19 protein-coding genes are annotated in these 23,167 nt (G+C 70.0%); 15 read left to right on the top strand and 4 right to left on the bottom strand.

Annotated features, from left to right (window positions below):
• Position 1: 1 nt before the first annotated feature.
• The 3 genes from HNR67_RS37685 to HNR67_RS37675 all read right to left on the bottom strand — a co-directional run bounded on the left by HNR67_RS37685 (position 2) and on the right by HNR67_RS37675 (position 3,633).
• Positions 2-388, bottom strand: coding sequence for an effector-associated constant component EACC1 (locus HNR67_RS37685; protein WP_185007912.1), 387 nt, complete (start codon positions 386-388; stop codon positions 2-4).
• Between the two features lie 82 nt (positions 389-470).
• Entirely contained in the window at positions 471-1,064 is a 594-nt protein-coding gene (locus HNR67_RS37680) for a Uma2 family endonuclease (protein ID WP_185007910.1), read from the bottom strand.
• A gap of 55 nt (positions 1,065-1,119) precedes the next feature.
• A complete protein-coding gene (locus tag HNR67_RS37675) occupies positions 1,120-3,633 on the bottom strand; it encodes a DEAD/DEAH box helicase (protein ID WP_185007908.1) in 2,514 nt (837 codons plus the stop codon).
• Between the two features lie 496 nt (positions 3,634-4,129).
• On the opposite strand from HNR67_RS37675, the gene HNR67_RS37670 reads away from it, so the two are divergent.
• The 12 genes from HNR67_RS37670 to HNR67_RS37615 all read left to right on the top strand — a co-directional run bounded on the left by HNR67_RS37670 (position 4,130) and on the right by HNR67_RS37615 (position 15,584).
• The gene (locus HNR67_RS37670) at positions 4,130-4,750 is read left to right on the top strand and encodes a DUF6801 domain-containing protein (protein WP_185007906.1); all 621 of its coding nucleotides are present in this window, start codon (positions 4,130-4,132) and stop codon (positions 4,748-4,750) included.
• Between the two features lie 3 nt (positions 4,751-4,753).
• Positions 4,754-5,995, top strand: coding sequence for a DUF6801 domain-containing protein (locus tag HNR67_RS37665; protein WP_185007905.1), 1,242 nt, complete (start codon positions 4,754-4,756; stop codon positions 5,993-5,995).
• 10 nt (positions 5,996-6,005) lie between these two features.
• On the top strand, positions 6,006-7,256 hold the full coding sequence (locus tag HNR67_RS37660; protein WP_185007903.1) for an MCE family protein: 1,251 nt from the start codon (positions 6,006-6,008) through the stop codon (positions 7,254-7,256).
• Complete coding sequence (locus HNR67_RS37655) at positions 7,253-8,272, top strand: MCE family protein (protein ID WP_185007900.1); 1,020 nt, start codon at positions 7,253-7,255, stop codon at positions 8,270-8,272. The genes HNR67_RS37660 and HNR67_RS37655 overlap by 4 nt, the downstream gene beginning before the upstream one ends.
• Positions 8,269-9,258 carry an MCE family protein gene (locus HNR67_RS37650; protein ID WP_185007899.1) on the top strand — a complete coding sequence of 330 codons (990 nt, stop codon included), beginning with the start codon at positions 8,269-8,271 and terminating at the stop codon, positions 9,256-9,258. The genes HNR67_RS37655 and HNR67_RS37650 overlap by 4 nt, the downstream gene beginning before the upstream one ends.
• Entirely contained in the window at positions 9,255-10,343 is a 1,089-nt protein-coding gene (locus HNR67_RS37645; protein ID WP_246492684.1) for an MCE family protein, read from the top strand. The genes HNR67_RS37650 and HNR67_RS37645 overlap by 4 nt, the downstream gene beginning before the upstream one ends.
• A 98-nt stretch (positions 10,344-10,441) precedes the next feature.
• Positions 10,442-11,614: an MCE family protein gene (locus HNR67_RS37640; RefSeq protein WP_407645161.1), complete on the top strand. Its 1,173-nt coding sequence runs from the start codon at positions 10,442-10,444 to the stop codon at positions 11,612-11,614.
• A complete protein-coding gene (locus tag HNR67_RS37635) occupies positions 11,614-12,828 on the top strand; it encodes an MCE family protein (RefSeq protein WP_185007895.1) in 1,215 nt (404 codons plus the stop codon). The genes HNR67_RS37640 and HNR67_RS37635 overlap by 1 nt, the downstream gene beginning before the upstream one ends.
• Positions 12,825-13,385 carry a hypothetical protein gene (locus tag HNR67_RS37630; RefSeq protein WP_246492683.1) on the top strand — a complete coding sequence of 187 codons (561 nt, stop codon included), beginning with the start codon at positions 12,825-12,827 and terminating at the stop codon, positions 13,383-13,385. Before HNR67_RS37635 ends, HNR67_RS37630 begins: the two co-directional genes overlap by 4 nt.
• A 25-nt stretch (positions 13,386-13,410) precedes the next feature.
• Positions 13,411-14,079: a hypothetical protein gene (locus HNR67_RS37625; protein ID WP_185007893.1), complete on the top strand. Its 669-nt coding sequence runs from the start codon at positions 13,411-13,413 to the stop codon at positions 14,077-14,079.
• Between the two features lie 233 nt (positions 14,080-14,312).
• Complete coding sequence (locus HNR67_RS37620; protein WP_185007891.1) at positions 14,313-14,924, top strand: DUF6801 domain-containing protein; 612 nt, start codon at positions 14,313-14,315, stop codon at positions 14,922-14,924.
• 48 nt (positions 14,925-14,972) lie between these two features.
• Positions 14,973-15,584, top strand: a complete 612-nt coding sequence (locus HNR67_RS37615) for a hypothetical protein (protein WP_185007889.1) — start codon at positions 14,973-14,975, stop codon at positions 15,582-15,584.
• 63 nt (positions 15,585-15,647) lie between these two features.
• On the opposite strand, the gene HNR67_RS37610 is transcribed toward HNR67_RS37615, so the two are convergent.
• Positions 15,648-19,343, bottom strand: coding sequence for a S8 family peptidase (locus HNR67_RS37610; protein WP_185007887.1), 3,696 nt, complete (start codon positions 19,341-19,343; stop codon positions 15,648-15,650).
• A 465-nt stretch (positions 19,344-19,808) separates the two neighbouring features.
• Here HNR67_RS37610 and ispG point away from each other — a divergent pair, with 465 nt between their 5' ends.
• The 3 genes from ispG to HNR67_RS37595 all read left to right on the top strand — a co-directional run bounded on the left by ispG (position 19,809) and on the right by HNR67_RS37595 (position 23,161).
• Positions 19,809-20,915, top strand: a complete 1,107-nt coding sequence (gene ispG, locus HNR67_RS37605; RefSeq protein WP_221491304.1) for a flavodoxin-dependent (E)-4-hydroxy-3-methylbut-2-enyl-diphosphate synthase — start codon at positions 19,809-19,811, stop codon at positions 20,913-20,915.
• On the top strand, positions 20,912-21,955 hold the full coding sequence (locus HNR67_RS37600; protein ID WP_312988967.1) for a terpene synthase family protein: 1,044 nt from the start codon (positions 20,912-20,914) through the stop codon (positions 21,953-21,955). Before ispG ends, HNR67_RS37600 begins: the two co-directional genes overlap by 4 nt.
• A gap of 90 nt (positions 21,956-22,045) precedes the next feature.
• Positions 22,046-23,161 carry a glycosyltransferase gene (locus HNR67_RS37595; RefSeq protein ID WP_185007883.1) on the top strand — a complete coding sequence of 372 codons (1,116 nt, stop codon included), beginning with the start codon at positions 22,046-22,048 and terminating at the stop codon, positions 23,159-23,161.
• Positions 23,162-23,167: the final 6 nt, after the last annotated feature.

Genomic DNA, 23,167 nt, shown 5'->3' with positions numbered 1-23,167 from the left:
GTCACCGGTCGCCGGGAGGCAGTTCCCCCTGCTCCAGCATTGCCGCGAGCTGCGCCGCGAGCTGCTGCAACGCGGCCGCGTCCAGCTTGGCCACCTTCTCCGCGTCCAGCTCGGCCGACCGCCGCCCCGGCAACGTCACCTTGATCCGCACTCGCCCGCGCCGGGTCCGCAACCAGGCCAGCACCGCGGCCGCACACGCGCTCACCGCCCCCGCCGGCCCCAGCGCCACCACCAGCGCGTCCACCACCGGCCCCAGCGTGCCCGGCTCGGGCGGCCGCTCGGTCAGGCTGACCCGGCCGCGCAACTCCTCGACCTCGCCAAGCCACTCGTGCAGGTACCGGAGCTGATCAGCGGCATCCGGGCCGTCCGCGGTCACCGTCGCGCTCATTCGCCACCCCCCGTAGCGGTTCGATCACTGACGTGACCGAGGGTAGCGATATCCGGGTGCGGTCACCACGCGCCGGTCCGGGTCAGCGGACGAGCGCGTCCAGCCGGATGTCGACAGGGAACGGCACCCGGCACTCGAGCTGGTCGTGGAAGATCCCGGTCAACGCGTAGGACCGGCTGGCGGGGTCCAGCTCGTACACGTAGACGACCGGTGCGCCGGAGTTGTTCTCCACCCGCCAGAAGTGTGCGATCCCGGCCTCGGCGTAGCGGCGGGGCTTGGTCTCCCGGTCCCTGATCTCCGAGGACTTCGACACCACCTCGACTACCAGCAGCACGTCCTCGGGCAGGTAGAAGGTCCGAGCGAGGTCATCGGCGGCCGCGGCGGTCACCACGGAGACGTCCGGACACGGGCGCTGACGCGACCCGAGCACTACGTCCATCTCCCGGGTCGCGGTCAGCTCCGGCGGTGCCTGGCGTTCCAGCTCATTTCGCAGCCGCTCCACAACCCGGCGGTGGAACTCCGTCTGCGGGCTCATGACGATCAGTTCTCCATCGACCAGCTCAACGTGTTTGAGCGCGTCCAGTTCCCCGTACGGTCCATCGCTGGTGATCCTGTCCAGGTCAGCAGCGGTCCAGCCGTCCGGTGGTACGTAGGGCCACTGGAGTTCGACGGTCATGAGCACAGGATAGGGCGGCTTTGTAGCGTGCGCGAACGTTACGAGGTCGCACGAGTTAGGCCGGGCCCACCTCGGTCACGTGCACCACCGCGGTCCCGGCCTCATCCGACCCGGCCAGATCCACCTCGGCCGTGATCGCCCAGTCGTGGTCCCCGGCCGGATCGTCGAAGATCTGCCGCACCACCCACTGCCCCGGGTACTCGTCCTGGTTGATCATCAGCAGTGCCGGCCCTCGAGCATTGGGTCCGGCCCCGATCTCCGCGTACTCCTCGAAGTACGGTTCCAGGGCCTCCTGCCAGCGGTCCGCGTCCCAGCCGGCGTGCGCGTCGATCTCGCCGAGGGTGTAGTAGTCCCGCCGCGCCGCGAGTTCGACCCGCCGGAACAGCTCGTTGCGCACCAGTACCCGGAACGCCCTGGGGTTGGCGGTGACGGGGGGTGGGCCGAGGTCGACGATGGGGGCGTCGGGGTTTTCCTCGTCCTTGGGGTTGCGGAGTTGTTCCCACTCGTCCAGCAGGCTGCTGTCGACCTGGCGGACCAGTTCGCCGAGCCATTCGATCAGGTCGGTGAGTTCCTCGGTCTTGGCGTCGTCGGGCACGGTCTGGCGCAGTGCCTTGTAGACATCGGCCAGGTAGCGCAGGACCAGGCCCTCGGAGCGGGCCAGCTGGTAGAAGGCGATGTAGTCCACGAAGGTCATGGCGCGCTCGAACATGTCGCGCACCACCGACTTGGGGGACAGCTCGTGGTCGGCGACCCAGGGGTGGCCTCGCCGGTACATGTTGTACGCGGCCTCCAGGATGTCCTGCAGGGGCTTGGGCCAGGTCACCTCCTCCAGGGCTTCCATCCGCGCCTCGTACTCCATGCCGTCGGCCTTCATCTTGTTGACGGCCTCGCCGCGGGCGCGGAACTGCTGCTGGGACAGCACCGGGCGCGGATTGTCCACTGTGGACTCGATGATGGAGACCACGTCGAGCGCGTAGGTGGGGGACTCCCGGTCCAGCAGCTCGATGGTGGCCAATGCCAAGGGGGACAACGGCTGGTTGAGGGCGAAGTCGAACTGGAGGTCGACGGTGAGCCGGACCGTGCGGCCCTCCTCGTCCGGGGTGTCCAGCTTCTCCACCACACCGGCGGCCAGCAGCGCGCGGTAGATCGCGATGGCCCGGCGGATCAGCTTGAGCTGTGCCGGGCGGTCCTCGTGGTTGTCCTCGAGGAGGTGCCGCATGCCGGCGAAGGCGTCGCCGGGGCGGTTGATCACGTTGAGCAGCATGGCGTGGCTGACCTGGAAACTGGAGGTCAGCGGTTCGGGTTCGGCGTCGACCAGGCGCTGGAAGGTCGGCTCGCCCCAGGAGACGAAGCCCTCCGGCGGCTTCTTGCGCACCACCTTGCGCCGCTTCTTCGGGTCGTCCCCGGCCTTGGCCAGCGCGCGTTCGTTCTCCACCACGTGATCGGGCGCCTCGACCACCACGTTGCCGACCGTGTCGTACCCGGCCCGCCCGGCCCGCCCGGCGATCTGGTGGAACTCGCGCGCCTTGAGGATCCGGGTGCGCACCCCGTCGTACTTGCTCAGCGCGGTGAACACCACGGTCCGGATCGGCACGTTGATGCCCACGCCCAGGGTGTCGGTGCCGCAGATCAGTTTGAGCAGCCCGGCCTGGGCGAGCTGCTCAACTAGGCGCCGGTACTTGGGCAGCATGCCGGCGTGGTGCACGCCGATGCCGTGCCGGACCAGCCGGGACAGTGTTTTGCCGAACCCGGCGGTGAACCGGAAGTTGCCGATCTGCGCGGCGATCGCGTCCTTGTCCGCCCGGCTGGAGACGTTGATGCTCATCAGCGCCTGGGCCCGTTCCAGCGCCGCGGCCTGGCTGAAGTGCACCACGTAGATCGGGGCCTGCTGGGTGTAGAGCAGTTCCTCGATGGTCTCCTGCAGCGGCGTGGTCACGTAGCTGTGGAACAGCGGCACCGGGCGCTCGGCCGAGCTGACCACGGTGGTGGGGCGGCCGGTGCGCCGGGTCAGGTCGGTCTCGAACCGGCTGACATCGCCCAGGGTCGCCGACATCAGCAGGAACTGCGCCTTGGGCAGTTCGATCAGCGGGACCTGCCAGGCCCAGCCGCGGTCGGGCTCGGAGTAGAAGTGGAACTCGTCCATGACGACCTGGCCGACCTCGGCGTCCGCGCCGTCCCGCAGCGCGATGTTGGCCAGGATCTCCGCGGTGCAGCAGATGATCGGCGCGTCCCCGTTCACGCTGGAGTCGCCGGTCATCATGCCGACGTTCTCCGCGCCGAACATCTCGATCAGCGCGAAGAACTTCTCCGACACCAGGGCCTTGATCGGCGCGGTGTAGAAGGTGCGCTGCTTGTTGGCCAGTGCGGCGAAATGCGCGCCCGCGGCGACCAGGCTCTTGCCCGAGCCGGTCGGGGTGGACAGGATCACGTTGGCGCCGGAGACGATCTCGATCAGCGCTTCCTGCTGCGCCGGGTACAGCTCGATGCCCTGGCCGGCGGCCCAGGTGCTGAAGGCGTCGAAGAGGGCGTCGGGGTCCTGGCCGTCCGGCAGGTGTTCGGTGAGCGTCATGGTGCCCCCGATCGTGCCCTACCCAGGCGCGCGGGTGGGCCACCAGGGGGTCGGAAGCAGGCGTGTCGGAGTGCCTTGGACCGGGCCGTTCGGGCTAGCCGGGGCCTGAATTCGGCGGTATCGCAAACGCCTATGCCGGGGAATGGGTGCGCCCATATCACCCCATCGGGTCATTATTTTGATGCACTGACAACTTGGCCCGCGAAATCCGTGCCGGAGTGAGCACGTTCGGCCGAACCGATTGTCAGTTCGGTGACAAAACCAGTCGAACGTTGGCCTCTTGGGGGATTTTTCTCCACCTGGTTCTTGCCTAGCCATGACACGCAACAGTAACCTACCGGCTAGTAGGAGGCCGTTCGTGCAGGTCACCTGCTGTACAGTCCCCTGCCTTCCGGGTTTCTTTCGGCGACTCCACCTGCCCCGGATTTTTCTGTCAACGAGTCGTTCGAGTGAATTCGGCGAACAATGACGCTCGCTGACCAAGGGAGAAGTTCACATGGCTACCCGCCACTTGACCAAGATCCTGACTCGAACAACAGCAGTGCTGGCCGGACTGGCCCTGGCCTTTGTCGGCACCGGCGTGGCCCAGGCCGCGCCGGTCACCAAGACCCTGAACTACACGTGTGAGTTCCCGCTGATCGGCCCCGACCAGCTGGTGGTGACCATCTCGGTGAACCTGCCGGACTCGGCCGTGGTCGGCCAGCCGGCCCAGGCCACCGACTTCAAGGTCAGCGTGCTGGTGCCGGAGCGGATCGTGGAGGCATTCGACCTGTTCGAGGCGAAGAGCCTGGACGGTTCGGCGGTCGCGCACTTCGACGTCAAGGACGCCGCCGGGGTGAGCAAGACGGTCGATGTCACCGGCATGACCGTGCCGTCCACCCCGATCCCGGACACCGGCGACCTCACCGTGCCCGCCTTCGGTGACGTCCCGGCGACCACGGTGGACAACCCCGGCCAGGCCGAGGCGATCGTCAGCAACGGCTTCGACGCCAAGCTGACCCCGCGCAAGGCCGACGGCACGCCCACCGAACTGGGCACCTTCGACCTGCCCTGCAAGGAAGACCCGGGGCAGGACCAGAAGCTCGGCGAGATCCCGGTCGCCGCGGCGAGGAAGTAGAAGATGATCAGGACTGGACCGGCACACCGCCTGGGCGCCGTCACCGCCGCGGCGATCCTGGTGCTGGCACTCGGCGTGTCCCTGGTCGGCGACGGCAGCGCGGCCGCTGACTCGCCAGGACGCCGGATCGCCTACACCTGTTCCGCGCCCGACCTGGCCGCCCAGGCGGTCGTCACGGAGGTCGCCGCGGTGGTCCCGGCCAGTGGTTCGGTCGGCGTGCCGGTCCAGTCCACCCTCACCGTCACCGCGACCCTGCCGGAGACCGTGCTGCCCGCACTGGGCGGTGCGAAGTCCGTGGTCGGCAGCGCGGTGCTCGGCCTGACCGCCGCGGGCGCGGGCGTCACCGGCGCGCTCACCCCGCCGGAGCTGGCCATCGCGGCCACCGAGGTGCCGGACAAGGGCGAGCTGAAGGTGGTGGCCACCGGCAAGGCCCCGGCGCTCACCCCGAGCAAGCCCGGCGAGGTCACCCTGGCCGCGACCGACCTGACCCTGACCGTCGGGTCGTCCACCGACGACGCCACCGCCGCGCCGCTGATCCTCAAGTGCGCCAAGGACTCCGGCCAGACCGGCGAGCTGGCCAAGTTCCCGGTGACCGGCCGCACCGGCACCACCGTGCCCGGCACCAGCACCACCTCGCCCACCACCGGCTCGACCATCCCGAGCACCGGCGTGACCGTGCCAGGCGATGGCCAGGTCGGGCCGTTCGCGCGGCGGATCCGGTACAAGGTCGATGGCAAGTCGCGGATCAAGAAGCTGGACTCCGAGCTGACCATCGGACCCGGCGAGATGCTCACCGAGGTGATCATCAAACTCCCGGTCGGCGAGATCAAGGGCGACCTCACCCTGCCGCCGTCCCAGGGCTACTTCGTGCTGTTCAAGTTCGTGCCGAACAACGCGGTGGTCGAGTTCGAGCCGGTCGGCCAGGTGGAGGGCGTCATCGAACGCGGCCAGGTCAAGGCGACCTCGAAGATGTACCTCAGGCTCAAGAACGTCAAGGTCGGCGGCCAGCCACTGGACGTAGGGCCGAACTGCCGGACGGTGGAACCAGCCGTGATCAACCTGATCTCGGCCACCCCGCCGCCGCCGTTCCTGCCCACCAGACCCACGCCGATGACCGCCACCTACACCATCCCGCCGTATGCGAACTGCGGCGTGACCGAGCCCCTCGATTCGCTGCTCACCGGCCTGATCTCGGGGCCGGGCAACACGTTGAACCTGAACCTCACCTTCGTCGGCTACGAGTGAGGGCCGCGCCATGACGTCCAATCCGCACGTCCTCCGCGGCCGCCTGCTCGGCCTGCTGTTCCTGGTGATCATCTCGCTGCTGCTCGGGCTGACCGTCGCGGTCTACCGCGGCGACCTCAGCTCCGCGGTCTCGGTGCGGCTGCGCACCGACAACATCGGCAACCAGCTGATGACCGAGTCCGATGTGAAGGTGCGCGGACTGGTGGTCGGCTCGGTGCGGCGCATCTCCAGCAGCGGATCCGGGGCCGAGCTGGAACTGGCCATGCAGCCGGACAAGCTGGAGTTGATCCCCCGCAACGTCTCCGCCCGGCTGCTGCCCAAGACCCTCTTCGGCGAACGCTATGTCGCACTGGTGCTCCCGGCCGAGACCAACGGGCAGACCATCGGCGCGGGCGATGTCATCGAGCAGGACCGCTCCACCACCGCGGTCGAGCTGGAACGCCTGCTGGCCAACCTGATGCCGATGCTGGAGGCGGTGCAGCCGCACAAGCTCGCGGTCACCCTCGGCGCGATGTCGGCGGCGCTGGCCAACCGGGGCAAGGCACTCGGCCAGAACCTGGTGCGGCTGGACCACTACCTGCGCGAGATCAACCCCGAGGTGCCCGCGCTCACCGAGGGCATGCGGCAGCTGGTCAAGGTGGCCGACACCTACAGCACCGCGATCCCGGACGCCCTGGACGCGCTGACCGACCTCACCGTCACCACCAAGACCTTCGTCGAGCAGCGGGAGAACCTCAAACTGCTCTACCGCAGCCTGGGCGCCACCGCCAACGACCTCGGCGGCTTCCTGCGGGCCAACAAGGACAACGTGATCCGCCTGTCCGACGCCAGCCGCAACACCCTGGAGACGATGGCCAGGTACTCGCCGTCCTGGCCCTGCCTGGCCGACACGCTCACCCGGTTCAAGCCGATCATGAACGCGGCCTTCGGCGCGGGCACCGACCGGCCGGGCCTGAAGGTGAACCTGCACCCGGTGCCCGCGCGCGGGGAATACAAGGCGGGCAAGGACGATCCGGTCTACCGGGACCGCGGCGGCCCGCGCTGCTACCCCTTCGGCACCCCGCCCAGCGGCGGCAAGACGGTCGCGCTGCCGGTCACCGGCGACACCGCCGACCTCGGCCTGGCCAACTCGCCGCAGGAAAGCCAGTTCCTGGCCCAGATGCTCGCCCCCGCGCTCGGTCGCGCCGCCGACCAGGTGCCCTCCTGGAGCGGCGTGCTGCTCGGCGCGATCTACCGGGGAACGGAGGTGACCCTCCAGTGAGGGGACTCACCGCGCCACTGCTCAAGTTCAGCCTCTTCGCCGTGCTCACCGTGCTGGTGACCGCCCTGCTCGCGGTCACCATCTCCAACACCACCGCGGTCGGCGCGAGCTTCTACACCGCGCGGTTCAGCGACGTGACCTCGCTCAACGAGGGCGACGACGTGCGCATGTCCGGAGTCCGGGTCGGCAAGGTCGAGGGACTGCGACTGGCCGGCCGGGGGGTGGTCGAGGTGCAGTTCTCCGTCGAGGGCAGGCGGCGGATCTTCGCCTCGGCCACCGCCGCCATCCGCTACCGCAACCTGGTCGGCCAACGCTATCTGGCCCTGGACCAGGGCAGCGGCACCACCGCCACGCTGCCGCCGGACGGCACCATCGCACTGGACCGCACCAAGCCCGCGCTGGATCTCACCATGCTGTTCAACGGGTTCAAGCCGCTGTTCCAGGCGCTGAACCCGGAGGACGTGAACAAGCTGTCCTTCGAGATCGTCCAGGTGCTGCAGGGAGAGGGCGGCACGGTGGACAGCCTGCTCGCCCGCACCGCCTCGCTCACCTCCACCATCGCGGCCAAGGACAAGGTGATCGGGGACCTGATCAACAACCTGAACACCGTGCTCACCACGGTCAACTCCCGCGGCGACCAGCTCTCCACGCTGATCGGCACCATGCAGAAACTGGTCAGCGGACTGGCCGCGGACCGCAAACCCATCGGCGAGGCCATCAACTCGATGTCCGAGCTGTCCGGGGCCACCGCCGACCTGCTCAACAAGGCCCGCGCCCCGCTCAAGGCCGACATCGCCGGACTCGGCGCGCTCTCGGGCAACCTGATGGAACAACCCAAACTGCTGACGGAGTTCCTGGACCGGCTGCCGACCAAGTTCGAGGCCATCGGCCGGATCGGCTCCTACGGGTCCTGGTTCAACTTCTTCCTCTGCTCGGCCTCCGCACCCGGTGTGCCACCGGCCCAGGGCGGACCGCCGGTCGGCATCCCGCTCACCCAGGAAAGGTGCAAGGGATGAAGCCGTTCCGGGAACGCAACCCGCTCCTGGTCGGACTGACCGGGCTGACCACCATCGGCGCGCTGGTGCTGGCGACCTTCTTCGTCGAGGACATCCCGCTCATCGGCGGCGCCACCTACCAGGCCGAGTTCACCGAGGCCGCCGGGCTCAAACCGGACGACGAGGTCAGGGTGAACGGGCTGAAGGTGGGCAACGTGAGCACCGTCGAGCTGGCAGGGGACCGGGTTTCGGTGCACTTCAAGGTCTCCGGCGTCGACCTCGGCGACAAGACCGGCGCCTCGATCCGGATCAAGACCCTGCTCGGCCAGAAATACCTCGCCCTGGATCCGCAGGGCAGTGGCCGCCTGGACACCGACACCCCGATCCCGCGCGAGCGCACCGCCACCCCCTTCGACATCAGCGATGCCTTCCAGGGCCTCACCGACAGCATCGGCAAGATCGACACCAAGCAGCTCGCGGAGAGCTTCACCGTGCTGTCGGAGACCTTCCGGGACTCGCCCGAGCACGTGCGCAAGGCCCTGGACGGGATGTCCGCGCTGTCCACCACCATCGCCTCCAGGGACCAGGAACTGGCCAGGGTGCTGGAGAACAGCCGCAAGATCACCCAGACGCTGAGCGACCGCAACGAGCAGATCGCCACCCTGCTCGCCGACGGCAACAAGCTCCTCGAAGAGGTGCGCAGGCGACGCGAGGCGATCAGCAAGCTGCTCACCGGCGTCCGCGACCTGGCCCGCCAGCTCACCGGACTGGTGCAGGACAACAAGGCCCAGCTCGGCCCGGCCCTGGACCGGCTGGACAAGGTGGCCGAGGTGTTGCAGCGCAACCAGGACAACCTGACCAAGGCGCTTTCCCTGGCAGGGCCCTACTACCGGCTGCTCACCAACGCCACCGGCAACGGCCGCTGGGTGGACAGCTACATGTGCGGCCTGCTCCCGCCGAGCACCGGCGAAGAGGGCTGCGTGCCACCCAAGGGAGGCGGCAAATGAGCTGGTTCCGCAGTCGCGGCAAGGGAATGAGACTGCTGATCGGCGCGGTCGCGCTGGTCGTGGTCGCCGGTGTGGCCGGGCTGTGGTGGTGGCGGGACGGGGCGGGCAAGGTCAAGGCCACCGCCTGGTTCGCCGCCGCGGTCGGCGTGTACGCCGGATCCGACGTGCGCATGCTCGGCGTCCGGGTCGGCACCATCGACCTGGTGGAACCGCAGGGGCAGCGGGTCAAGGTGGAGTTCACCCTGGACAGCGGGGTCAAGGCACCGGCCGAGGCCAAGGTGGTCTCGGTCGCGCCCAGCCTGGTCTCCGACCGGTACCTGCAACTCGCCCCCACCTACTCCGGCGGTCCGCAACTCGCCGACGGCGCGGTCATCCCGGTCGAGCGCACCGCCAGCCCGGTCGAACTCGACCAGCTCTACGAGAGCATGGAGAAACTGGCCAGCGCGCTGGGACCCAACGGGGCCAACAAGAACGGCGCGCTCTCCGGACTGCTGGACACCGGCGCGGCCAACCTGGCCGGAAACGGGGCCGCGCTGAACAAGCTGTTCAACGACCTCGGCCAGGCCGCCAAGACCCTGGACGGCTCGCAGGTGGACCTGTTCGGCACCGTGGACAACCTGGCCAAGTTCACCGGCATGCTGGCCCGCAACGACAACCAGGTGGTCGCGGCCGAACAACAGCTCGCCGAGGTCACCCGGTTCCTGGCCGCCGACCGGGACGCGCTGCGCGCCGCACTGGCCGAACTGCCTGCCGCGCTCGGCCAGGTCGGCGACTTCGTCAGGGACAACCGCGGCCGGATCAAGTCCACAGTGGACAAACTCACCGGCATCACCAAGGTGCTCGCCGACCAGCGCGGCGCACTGGCCGAGGCCGTCGACGTCGCGCCACTGGCCATCACCAACCTGCTCAACGCCTACAACCCGGCCACCCGCACCATCGACGGCCGGGTCAACCTCAACGAACTGGCCCCCAGAACCAAGGCCCGCCTCATCCCGGTAACCCCCACCACCGACCGGAAAAACCTCCCCGTCCTCCCCCTCCCAGTGGTAGGCGACCTGCACACCCTCCCCACCGGAGGCAAATAATGCCCACCCCACCCCGAGTGTTGGCCGATGTCGTACGGGGTGTTGGCCGTTCTTGTACGCCAGGTTGGCCGAAGTGGTACGCCACCCTGACCGAACTCGTGCGTGCCCGCCGCCTGGCACCGCTCCCCGGCACCCGGCTGACCCGAGGGGCCGTACCACTTCGGCCAAACCGGCGTACAAGAACGGCCAACACGCCGGTGGTGGTGGGGTTGGTCTTGGTGCTGGCGAGTGGGTGTGGGGTGGGTGGGTTCGACGGGTTGTACAACCTGCCGTTGCCTGGTGGGGCTGATCTTGGGGATCGGCCGTACCGGGTGACCGCGCAGTTCCGGGATGTGCTCGACCTGGTGCCGCAGGCCGCGGTGAAGGTCAACGACGTCACCGTGGGCAAGGTCGAACGCATCCAGCTCACCGAGGACGGCCGCACCGCCGACGTCACCGTCGCGGTCAACGGCGACGTGAAGCTGCCGGCCTCGGCGCTGGCCCGGCTGCGTCAGTCCAGCCTGCTCGGCGAGAAGTACGTGGAACTGGCCAAACCCAAGGAACCCGGCGCGGACACCGGCACCCTGGTCGACGGCGCGGTCATCCCGGTCGGCCGCACCAACCGCAACCCCGAGGTGGAAGAGGTCTTCGGCGCGCTCTCCCTGCTGCTCAACGGCGGTGGCGTGCAACAACTCCGGGACATCAGCCGGGAACTCGCCGCCGCCTTCGAGGGCAACGAGACCCAGCTCAAATCCCTGCTGTCCACAATGGACAAATTCGTCACCCAGCTGGACCAGAACAAGGACAGCCTGACCAAGGCCCTTGACGGGATGAACCGGCTCAACACCGTGCTGGCCGGGCGCACCGGGCAGATCGACAAGGCCATCACCGACCTCGGCCCCGGCCTGCAGGTCTTCCACGAACAACGCGAGTCGATGGTGGCGATGCTGGCCGCGCTGGACAAGATGGGCAAGGTCGCGGTGGAGACCGTGCAACGCAGCAAGGACGACTTCGTGGCCGATCTCAAGGCCCTGCAACCCATCCTGCACCGACTCGTCGAGGCCGGGCAGAACCTGCCGCAGTCGCTGGAGATCCTGTTCACCTACCCGTTCCCGGACGCCGCGCTCAACGCGATCAAGGGCGACTACCTCAACACCTACCTCACCCTGCACGTGCAGAACCCCGGCCCGGAAGCACCCAAGGCCGCGCCCAAGCCGGACAAGGCGGCGAAACCGGTGCTACCGCTGCCACCCGTGGACGGCGTCCCGGTGATCGGAACGGGGACCCGCTGATGCTCACCGCCCGGATCCGTTGGCAGATCGGCGTTTTCGTGCTCGTCGCGCTGATCGGAGTCTCCTACGTCGGCGCCCGCTACGCCGGGCTGGACCGCTGGTTCGGCTATGCCGGCTACACCGTGCGGGTGCAGCTGGCCGACTCCGGCGGCATCTTCACCAACGCCGAGGTCACCTACCGCGGCGTGCCGATCGGCCGGGTCGGGCCACTGCGGCTGACCGCCCGCGGTGTGGAGGTCGACCTCATCCTGGACGACGACGGCCCCCAGGTGCCCACCGACACCGAGGCCGTGGTGGCCAACCGGTCCGCGGTCGGCGAACAGTTCGTCGACCTGCGCCCACGCCGCGACGGCGCGCCCTACCTGGAAGCCGGGGCGGTGATCAGCCAGGGCAACACCAGCATCCCCAAACCGGTCGAGCACGTGCTGGCCGCGGTGGACGGCCTGGTCGCCTCGGTGCCCACCGACTCACTGCGCACCGTGGTCGACGAACTCGGCACCGCCTTCACCGGCGCGGGCCGCAACCTGCAACAGATCCTGGACTCGGCGGGCTCCTTCACCGAGGCCGCGATCACCCACCTGCCGCAGACCAAACAGCTCTTCACCGACGGCCGCACCGTGCTGGACACCCAGGCCGAACAGTCCCAGGCGTTCAAGGACCTCACCCGCAACGCCAAACTCCTGGCCCAGCAGTTCAAGGAGTCCGACGGCGACTTCCGCCGGGTCATCGCCGCGGTGCCGCCGGTCTCCGAACAGGTCTCCGCCGTGCTGCGCGAGTCCGGCCCCAACCTCGGCGTGGTCATCGCCAACCTGCTCACCACGGCCAACGTCCTGGTCACCCGCAACGCCGGACTGGAACAACTGCTGTTCACCGCACCGGCCGCGGTGGCCGCCGGCACCTCGGTGGTCAAGGCCGACGGCGCGCACTTCGGCATGGCCGTCACCTACTTCAACCCGCTGCCCTGCACCCAGGGCTACCAGGGCACCGAATACCGCAACGGCCTGGTCACCGGCCCCGGCAAACCACTCAACACCCAGGCCGCCTGCACGCTGCCCCGCGGCAACCCCACCGGCGTCCGCGGCGCCCAGAACGCACCCAAGGGCGGCAGGCCACCCGCCGCCACCTCGCACTGGCTGCCCGCCCAACAGGACAGCCTCAGCCCCGACACCGCCACCCTGCGCGGACTGCTCGGCCTGCCGGGAGGAAACCGATGAGCGCACCAGCCGAACCGGCCGCACCGGAAGCGGACACCGCCGAGCCGGTCGCCCGCCGGAACCCGTTGCGGCTACCCGTGATCGCCGCCGCCACCGCCGTGCTGCTCGCCGTGGGCTCCGGCTGGTGGTGGCTGGCCTCGGCCTCCGGCGACAACGTCCGGTACGCCGAACTGCGTGAGCAGGTCCGCGCGGTGGGGGAGCGGGCGGTCGCGGAGTTCAACAGCCTGGACTACCGCCGGGTCGACGAGGGCATGCGCCGCTGGCTGGACACCTCCACCGGCGCCCTGCACGAGGAGCTGCGCAGCACCGGCGCGGCCAGCAAGAAACAGATCGAGGAGACGAGGACGGTCACCACCGGGCGGGTCACCGACGCCGCCGTCACCGAACTGGACGACCGCGCGGGCAAGGCGAAACTCCTCGCCGCGGTGGAGATCGAGGTCGCCCCCGACGGCGCGGCCGCCACCACCAAGCGCAACCGCTTCCAGGCCGAACTGACCCGCACCGAGACCGGCTGGAAGCTCAGCGCGCTCGGCCCGGTGCCGGTCGCCGCCTCCTGATCTCCCTGTGCGGAAAGGACTTCCGATGGCACCCACCCGACGCGCCACCGTCCCGCAACGGCGCAGGCCCGCGGTGGCGGGATCCCGTCCGGTGCGCACCGCCACCCGTTCTGCAGGGGAACGGGAGGCGGAGCCGCCGGCCGAGTCCGGGGCCGGACCCGCTGAGGTAGCGCGGGTCCGGCCCCGGACGCCCAGGCCGCCACTGGCCCGCTGGCTGATCGCGTTCGCGGCGGCCGCCGTACTGCTCGCGGGCTTCTTCCTGGTGCAGGGCTGGCGGACCACCAACAGTGCCGTGGCCCAGAACCAGGCGCTGGTCAACGGACCGGGCACGGCCGAGGTGGCCGGACAGGTCGCCGAGGCACTGCGCCGGGTGTTCTCCTACCGGCACGACGACACCGCGAGCACCGAGGCAGCCGCGAGCGAGGTGCTGGTGGACGCCGCGCGGGCCCAGTACGACACGCTGTTCGCCCAGGTCCGCGAGCAGGCCCCGCAACAGAAACTGGTGCTCTCCACCAAGGCGGTCAGCACCGGCGTCCGCGAGCTGACCGCCGAACGCGCGGTGCTGCTGGTCTTCCTGGACCAGACCGCCACCCGCGGCGACAACAACCAGACCTCCGCCTCGGCCGCCCAGCTCGGCGTCACCGCCCGCCGGGTCGGCGAGAAATGGTTGATCACCGAACTACAACCGCGCTGAGGACTGCATTCAGATGACAACTCCACCGCGCGACCGACCCGGCTGAATTATCACCCGAGTACGTTTCTGTGATCGGATCACAGTAAGGGCACGGAATTTCTTGTGACGTTACCTACTTGCGAGTAGGCTCCGTTTCGTCGCAAGTTGTGCGGCATCCGCGGATCAGCCGTTCCCCTCTCTGAGATTTGATGTCAAAGGAGACGTCCGATATGAGAGCCGCATTCTCCGCACGGTTGTCCCGACGTGTCGCCGCCGTGCTCGGCGCCACCGCCCTGGTACTCACCGGCGGGGTCGCCGACGCCGCCTCCCGCGCACCGGCCAAGGCCGCCGGGGTGATCGTCAAGACGCTGAACTACACCTGCGAGTTCCCGCTGATCGGGGCCTCCTCGCTGACCACCAAGATCGAGGTGACCATGCCGGAGACGGTCAAGGTCGGCGAGATCATGCGCGCCACCAACCTCTCCGCGACCATCACCGTGCCCGAGGCGACCGCCCAGGCGCTGCTGCTCTTCGAGGCCGAGACGATCGCGGGCGACGCCGAGGCGCTGCTCGCGGTGGACGTCAACGGCACCCTGATCGACGTCACCCTGCCCAGCCTGGTCATCCCGAGCACCCCGGTGCCCAAGACCGGCGACCTGGTCGCGGTGGCCCGCGGCCCGGTACCCGGCATCGGCGTGCGCAACCCCGGCGCGATCGGCGTCAGCGTCGGCAACCACCACTCCAAACTCACCCCGCGCAAGGCTGACGGGTCCCTGACCGAACTGGGCACCTTCGACCTGCCCTGTACCCAGGACGCCGGTCAGGACCCGCTGCTCGCCCGGATTCCGGTTACCGCCGCCAGGTAAGCGAAATGCGAATTCCGTTGGTTCGTTCGATCCGTGGAGGGAAAGTCCATGAGGAGATCGGGTAAGTCGGCGTTACGGGTGCTCGCGGTGGCCCTGACCGGCATGCTGGCCTTCGCTGGCGGCGCGGCGGCGGCGGAGCCGGACGGCGCGGCGGTGAAAATCAACTATTCCGTCGAGGGGCAGAGCGTGGTCAAGAAGACCGGCTCGACCCTGCCGCTGGGTCCCGGTTCGCTGGCGGTGGACCTGAACGGGGCCACCGGGGACATCAAGGGTGACCTGGTGCTGCCACCCGCGCATTCGGAGTTCAAGGTCTTCGGGCTGATCCCGGTGACCGCGACGATCGACTTCCTGCCGCAGGGGCAGACCACCGGCAAGATCGTCCGCGGGGTGGTGACCTCCAGCTCGCAGGTGGTGCTGCGGCTGCGGGATGTGAAGGCGGGCGGCATTCCCTACCCGGTCGGGGACAAGTGCCAGAGCAAGGCCCCGATGCAGATCGACCTGACCAGCGAACCCGGCTTCAACCCGCTCACCGGCGGCAAGCTGAGCGGGGCCTACACCATCCCGGACTTCGCCAACTGCCACCTGGCCGAACTGCTGATCAACTTCATGATTCCCGGCCCGGACAACACCATCAGCCTCAACCTCAAGCGCGTGGTGTGACCACTCGCTGAGCCGGCCGCCCCTGACCACCATGACGACGGCGGTCAGGGGCGGCCTGTCAGTTCAGCGCAGGGTGTAGGCGCGGTGCAGGGTCTGGTTCGCCTTGGCGCCCGAGCCGTCCTCGGCCGTCAGCCTCAGCCAGACCACGTCACCGGCCTTGCCCAGTGCGGGCAGTGTGCCGGTGAAGTCCGTGCCTGCCTTGCGCAGCACCACGTTCTGCCAGTTGGTCCCGTCCAGGCTGACCGCCAGGGTGGCCTGCACGGCCCCCTCGCCGTCCCGCACCGACACCGTCACCGGCAGCGTTTTCCCGGCCTGGGCGGTGTTCTCGGTGTCCAGGGCGAGTTGCGGGGTCACGTGCAGCAGCCGGACCGGGGTGGGCTGGGCGGTGGTGTCGGAGCGGAAGGTCCAGCCCGCCTGCACCGTCCGGCCGCCGTAGGTGCCCTTGGTGCTGATCTCGTAGGTGGCCGGACCGGTCGGGATCTGCCAGTAACCGCTGGCCGGCGAGCCGTAGGTGCCGATCACCTTGCCGCCGGCGGACAACGTGGTCTCGCCGGTGGTCGCCGGGTAGGCGACCCGCCCGTGCTGCCCAGGCGCGCCGGGTGCGGCGGGCTGGGGCACGAACAGGTTGTGCTGCAAGCTGATCTCGTCGCCGCGGCGGACCAGCCCGCCGCGACCGTGCGGTGACCGGACCGCGAGCGGGCCTGCGTTGTACTCGCGGCGGTGCGTGCCGTACCGGCCGAAGCGGGTCGCGGCCACCTCGATCTGCTGGGTGTCCCCGCCGCTGGGCTCGGCCCCGAAGCCGTCGCCGAGTTCGCTGTCCTTGTGCCACCAGCCCGGGGTGACGTACTCGGTGCGGGTCGCGCCCAGCGGCACCGGCGGCGCGCCGAGGCGGAACGGGTAGCTCTCCGGCATGGCCACCGCGGTGCGCCCGTCCAGACCCGGTCGCCAGGCAGGACGGACCGTGGTGTGGTGGCCGTCCTCGCGGTAGCTGGATTCGATCCTGGTCAGCTCGTGCCGGTGCGCGCGCAGCCTGCCGCCCTCGGCCATCTTGCCTGAACTGGTGAACGCCAGGTCATAGCTGATCGGGCTGGTGCTGATCCCGTTGAGCCGCATCGACACCGGGCCCTTGCCGAGCAGTTCGCGCAGCGTGCCCAGGCGGTGTTCGGCGGCGCTGAGCACCACCACCGGCTGCTTGCCGCGCCTGAGCCGGGAGGGCTCGGTCAGCAGCACGGCCTTCGCACCCGCGGCGCCGATGGCGGCCACCTTGTCGTTGGCCGGTTCGCCGGTGGGCGGGGTCAGCAGGACCAGTTTGTCCTTGAGGTCCTTGCCTGCCAGGTCCGCCGGGGTGCCGGCCTTGACGTCGAGGACCGGCAGCAGGTGCTCGCCGAGTAGCTGCGGTGAGGCCCGGTTGCGCCACAGGCCCAGCGGATGCCGTTGCGGGGCAACGATCTCCGCGCTGATCTCGGGCCGGACCGCGGTGACGTGGGTGAGGTGCCGGAAGTGCTCGACCGAACCGCCGAGTGAGCCGAGGTAGACCGGCGCGTCGGTGTCGGTGTAGGCCGGGAAATCGGTCGGGGTGCAGCACGGGTCCTTGGCCGATCCCTTGCCGTGCAAGGGGCTCAGCTCGATCCCGGCGATCCGCAGGCTCGGGTCGTCCAGTTCGACCTCGACCCGTTTCGCGGTGCGCGCGTCCGCGTGCAGGCTGATGTTCTTGTCCAGTCGCAGCCGGGGCGCGACCTGCTGGGTCAGCGAGACCGGGTCGGCGTCGTACCTGCCCCGCGGACCGTGCTCCTTGACCGTGCTGGTGACCAGGTAGTCGCCCTTGGCCGCGCGCACGGTGCCGGTGCCGTCGGCGCTCAGCTCCAGGGTCTGCCGGAGGTCGTTGTCCAGACCGCTCACGGTGACCTCGCCGGTGGTCGCGGCGGGCTTGCCGTCCCGGCCGGTGACCTTGACCGTGAGGTCGTAGCGCTCTTCCTCCACATAGGAGCTGACCGCGGTGCGCACCTCGACGTCACCGGATTTCGCGGTGAGCCAGCCGCCGTAGAGCCCGACCCGTTTGCCGGGGTCGACGGTGATGCCGACCTTCTCGGATCCCTTGGCGGGCACGGTGATCCGCTGGCCGCTCAGCTTGAACTGGTCCGGGTCGGGTGCGCCGCCCTGCTTGTCCGAAATGGACAGTGCGAGGTCCAGGGTGACCGGGGTGTCGCCGTCGTTGCGGTAGACCACGTCCTTGCTCGCGGGCTGCTGACCCTGGTGCGGCCACCGGAAGTAGCCGAGGGAGAACCCGCCCTGCTCTGCCGTGACCTTCTGCTTGGTGGCGCGGTCCAGGTCGACCACGCCGGCGCCCTGGCCGTGCACGGAGACCCCGGCGAGGGGTTTGGCCGTGCTCATCAGCGCGGCCTTGAGCCGGGCCGCGCTCCAGTCCGGGTGCGCCCCGGCCAGCACCGCGGCCGCGCCGGTCAGGTGCGGGGCGGCCATCGAGGTGCCCGACATGGCCACGTACCGCTCGCCACCGGCCGAATCCGCCTTGGCCGCAACGATATCGCTGCCCGGCGCGGTGATCTCCGGCTTGAGGCCGTAGTCCCCGGCCCTCGGCCCACGCGAGGAGAAGTCGCTGAGCTGGCCGTCCTTGGTGGAGCTGGCCACCGCGAGCGCGGCGTCGGTGGTCGCCGGGTGACCCACCGGGGCGTGCTCGCCGCTGTTGCCCGCGGCGATCACGAACAGCGTGCCGTGCGCGGCGGAGAGGCGTTCGATGGCCTCGCTCACCGGGTCCGGCTGGTGCTGGGCCAGGCCGAAGCTCATGTTCACGGCCTTGGCCTTGTGCTCGACCGCGGCCCAGGTCATGCCGGCCAGCGCCGCGTCCTCGGTCGGGCCCTGATCGCCGACCTTGCCGAAGAACAGCTTGGCGTCCTTGGCCACGCCGACCTGCTTGCCGCCCCCGGCCGCGCCGTTGCCCGCCACGATGGAGGAGACGTGCGTGCCGTGGCCGATGGTGTCCTTGATGCCGTGCGGGGAGTTGGAGAAGTCCTTGGCCTGCTGGAGCACCCCGGCGAAGTCCGGGTGGTCCACGTCGATACCGCTGTCCAGCACCGCGACCGGCACGTCCTTGGCGGTGTGCCCGGCCTGCCAGGCCGCGGGCGCGCCGATCAGCGGCACGCTCTGGTGCAGCGAGTACTTCAGGGTGGCGTTGAGCCACACCTTGCCCGCCGCCCGGCCCCTGGCCTGGTCCTTGATCGAGTTCCAGGTGCCGCCGGTGCTGTTCTTGGGCGCGGACACCGCGGCCAGCCCCAGCGCGGGCAGCTCCCTGGTCCGGGTGGTGCCGGTCAGCGCCTGCGGCGCCGAGCGGGCGCCGTCCCCGGCCACCAGCAGCGGCACGTCCTGGCGCTTGGCGTCCTCGTAGCCGGACTCCAGCAGCAGGCTGATGTTGAACAGCCGAGGGTCCACCCGGCCCGAGCTGATCAGCGGGTCGGCGTCGGCAGGCCGGAGCTGCCACTGCCCGTGCTCGGTCCAGCGCCGGAAGGACATGCCCTCCCGGCCCGGCCCTGCCTCGAAGCGCACCGGCGCGCCCTGGGCGTTGACGTGCACCAGGTCGCCGGTGACCAGGGTGATCCGCCGCGGCTCGGTCCCGCCGGTGCTCGCCCCGGCCTGCGGCGGGCCGGGCGGGGTGGCGGCGGGGTCGGCGAGGGCGGGGGTGCCCAGTGCCAGCAGGGCGGCCGCGAGCGCGGCGGCAGGCACGGTTCTCTTCCCGGGATGTCGCATGCACTCCATGTTCCAGATTCATCAAGTGTGCGGTGTCGCATTGACAAAAGCTCGAAGAAAGAGCAGTCGAAAGTCGGTTCGGACCCTGATTCTTCCCCGATATTTCGCGGAGGGTGACTAAGGGTTCGGCAATTCCAACGCCAGCCTGTCATCCAGCCGGGTGGGCCGACCGGTGTGGTGGTCCGCCAGCAGTGGGATCCGTTGGTGTACAGCGGCCATTCGCGGGTTTCCGGCCGGTAATGATCTCCCCGAACGGCCCAGTCTGCGGCAAACGAGTGAGCCATCACGAATTCGTGTGAACGCGCTTGGCAACGCGCTGACCTGCCGACTTCGTGACTTAGGCTCCCTGCCATCCGATGTTGGGTGTCATTCGATCGAACCCTCTTCCCCCACCAGTGCGTCCTGTCGTCGTGCTTTCCGCGGTACGGCGGTGAAGGAGGAATTGTGTCCGCTGTGTCCCTCGGAATGCCGGTGCTGCCGCCGGTGCCGCTCGCCAGTCGCAGGCCCAGCCGGGCGTTGCGGGTGGGCTCGGTGGGTGTGGGCGGCGACGCGCCGATCAGCGTGCAGTCGATGACCACCACGCCGACCGCGGATGTGAACGCCACCCTCCAGCAGATCGCCGAGCTGACCGCGGCGGGCTGCCAGCTGGTGCGGGTGGCGGTGCCGAGTCAGGACGACGCGGACGCGCTGCCGGAGATCGCCCGCAAGTCCTCGCTGCCGGTGATCGCCGACATCCACTTCCAGCCCAGATACGTCTTCGCCGCCATCGAGGCGGGCTGCGCCGCGGTGCGGGTCAACCCCGGCAACATCCGCCAGTTCGACGACCAGGTCGGCGCCATCGCCAAGGCCGCCGGGGACGCGGGCGTGCCGATCCGGATCGGGGTGAACGCCGGTTCACTGGATCAGCGGCTGCTGCGCAAGTACGGCAAGGCCACCCCGGAGGCCCTGGTCGCCTCGGCGCTGTGGGAGTGCTCGCTGTTCGAGGAACACGGGTTCACCGACCTGAAGCTCTCGGTGAAGCACCACGACCCGGTGGTGATGGTCAACGCCTACCGTCAGCTCGCCGCGCAGTGCGACTACCCGCTGCACCTGGGCGTGACCGAGGCCGGACCGGCCTTCCAGGGCACCATCAAGTCCGCCGCCGCTTTCGGCGCGCTGCTGGGCGAGGGCATCGGCGACACCATCCGGGTCTCGCTGTCCGCGCCGCCGGTGGAGGAGGTGAAGGTCGGCATCGGCATCCTGGAATCCCTCGGGCTGCGCGAACGCGGACTGGAGATCGTCTCGTGTCCGTCCTGCGGCCGGGCCCAGGTGGACGTGTACAAGCTGGCCGAAGAGGTCACCGCGGCGCTGGAGGGCATGTCGGTGCCGCTGCGGGTGGCGGTGATGGGCTGCGTGGTCAACGGGCCGGGCGAGGCGCGTGAGGCCGACCTGGGCGTCGCCTCCGGCAACGGCAAGGGCCAGATCTTCGTCCGCGGCAAGGTGATCAAGACCGTGCCCGAGCACCGGATCGCGGAAACCCTGATCGAGGAGGCCATGGCGCTGGCCGAGCGGATGGAGGTCGAGCGGGAGTGACCCAACCGGTGGAGCAGGGCCTCGAGCTGCTGCCGTTCTACTGCCCGATCGAGCCCGCCCTGCACCCCGCGGTGGCCGACATCGAGACCCGGGCCGTGGCCTGGCTGGACCGGATGGCGCTGCCGGGGGTGTCGCGCAAACGTCTGCTCGGCACCCGCAGCGCCGAGTTCTTCTGCCGCTTCGTGCCGCAGGGCGTCACGCACAACGTGCTCGCCGCGACCCTGTGGGTCTACTGGGGTTTCGCCTTCGACGACACCCGCTGCGACACCGGCGCGCTGGCCAGCAGCCCCGGCCGGTTCCTGCCGGAGGCCACCAGGGTCCAGCACGCGCTGGAGACCCCCGGCGGCCCCGGCCTGGACGACCCGTACGCGTTGGCCCTGCACGACATCGGCGCCCGCTTCCGCGGCTGCGCCACCCCCACCCAGGTCCGCCGGTTCACCGAGGCGCACCGCCGCTGGCTGCTCGGCGTGGCCTGGCAGGTGGCCAACCGCGCCGGTGACCACATGCCCGGCCTGGACGAGTACCTGCGGCTGCGCCTTGGCACCTGCGGCGGCGCGCCCACCATGGCCATGCTGGAGATCGGCCTCGGCGCGGAGGTCCCCTCGGCCGAGATGGACTCGCCGCGGGTGCGCGCGCTGACCGACTGCGCCAGCCTGGTCGCCGCCCTGGACAACGATCTGCACTCCTACCGCAAGGAACGCCTGCTGGGTCAGACCGAGCAGAACGTGGTCACCGTGCTGCTGCACGAGTCCCCGCATTCCCTGGAACAGGCCGTGCACGCCGCGGTGTGCCTGCGCGACCGCCTGATGAGCCTGTTCCTCCGGCTCTCACACCGGGTCCGGCGCGGTGGCTCGGCCCCACTGCGGTCCTATGTGGACTGTCTGGGGCACGGCATCCGCGGCAACATCGACTGGGCGCTGCGCGTTCCGCGGTATCAGGGCCTTGGCACCCCCGGCTGGTCCGAGCGCCCGCTGGACCCCCGGCCGGACCCGCTGCCGTACTCCACCGTGTCCTGGTGGTGGGACGAACTCCGGGAATGACCGCCCCCGAGGTGCCGCGATGGATGGCCAAAGGGGCACACCGCCCCGCGCTCGCCCGGCGGGCCGGAACCACTGTCTACGTTGGACTTCGTGCGAGTCCTCTTCTCCTCCAGTGCCGGCCACGGCCACCTGCTGCCGCTGTTCCCGTTGGCCAGGGCGTGCGCGCTGGAAGGCCATCAGGTGGCCGTGCTGGCGCCGGAGCAGGTGCGCCCGCTGGTCGAGGCCGAGGGCCTGGAACTGCTCGCCGCGGGCCCGTCCCAGACCGAGCTGCTCGCCGAGGTGCACCGCCGCACCGGCGTGGACCTGACCCGTGAGTTCACCCCGGCGGCCGAGGTCGACTTCTTCGTCGGCGCCCGCCTCGACCTGTCCGCCGAACCCGCGCTGAGCCTGGCAAGGGACTGGAAACCGGACCTGGTCGTGCACGAGATGGCCGACTACCTCGGCCCGTTCGTCGCCGCCGCGCTGGACGTGCCAGCCGTCATGTTCTCCTACGGCACCCGCCGCCCCGACGACCGCACCGAAGCCCTCGACCAGGGCGCGATCCCCAGCTACACCCAGCACGCCCTGACCCCGCGGGCCCCGATCTACTACCTCGACACCTGCCCGCCCACCCTCAACTACCCGGACTGGCAACCCCCTGCCCCGCGCCTGCTGCTGCGTCCCGAACCGCACACCCAGCCCGGCGCCCCGGCCAACCCGTTGCCGGACAAGGGATCCCGCCCGCGCGCGCTGGTCACCTTCGGCACCGTCTTCGGCGGCCCCAAGGTGGTCAACCCACTGCTGCGCGAGATCGCCACCCTGGACGTGGACATCCTGGTCACCCAGGGCCTCGCGGCCGACGCCGACTTCGACGCGCCAGCCGCCAACGTGCACTTCGTCGCGTTCACCCCGCTGTCCGACCTGCTGGCCGAGGCGGACGTGGTCGTCACGCACGGTGGCGCCGGCACCACCCTGGCCACCCTCGCCCGCGGCCTGCCCCTGGTGGTGGTGCCCCAGGGCGCGGACCAGTTCCGGCAGGCCGAACGGGTGACCGCGGTGGGCGCGGGCCTGGCCGTGCACCAGCCGGGCGAGGTCGCCGCCGCGGTGCTCCGGTGCCTGACCGAGGACGGGATCCGGGCGGGTGCGGCGCGGCTCGGGCGGGAGATCGCGGCGATGCCCTCGGCGGCCGAGGTGGCCGAGGTGCTGACCGGGACCGCCGCGCGCTGACATGCT

It is taken from the genome of Crossiella cryophila, from assembly GCF_014204915.1.
GTDB classification, from domain to species: Bacteria; Actinomycetota; Actinomycetes; order Mycobacteriales; family Pseudonocardiaceae; genus Crossiella; species Crossiella cryophila.
Note: the sequence above shows the minus strand (reverse complement) of the source record. Positions and strands in the feature narration are given on the sequence as shown.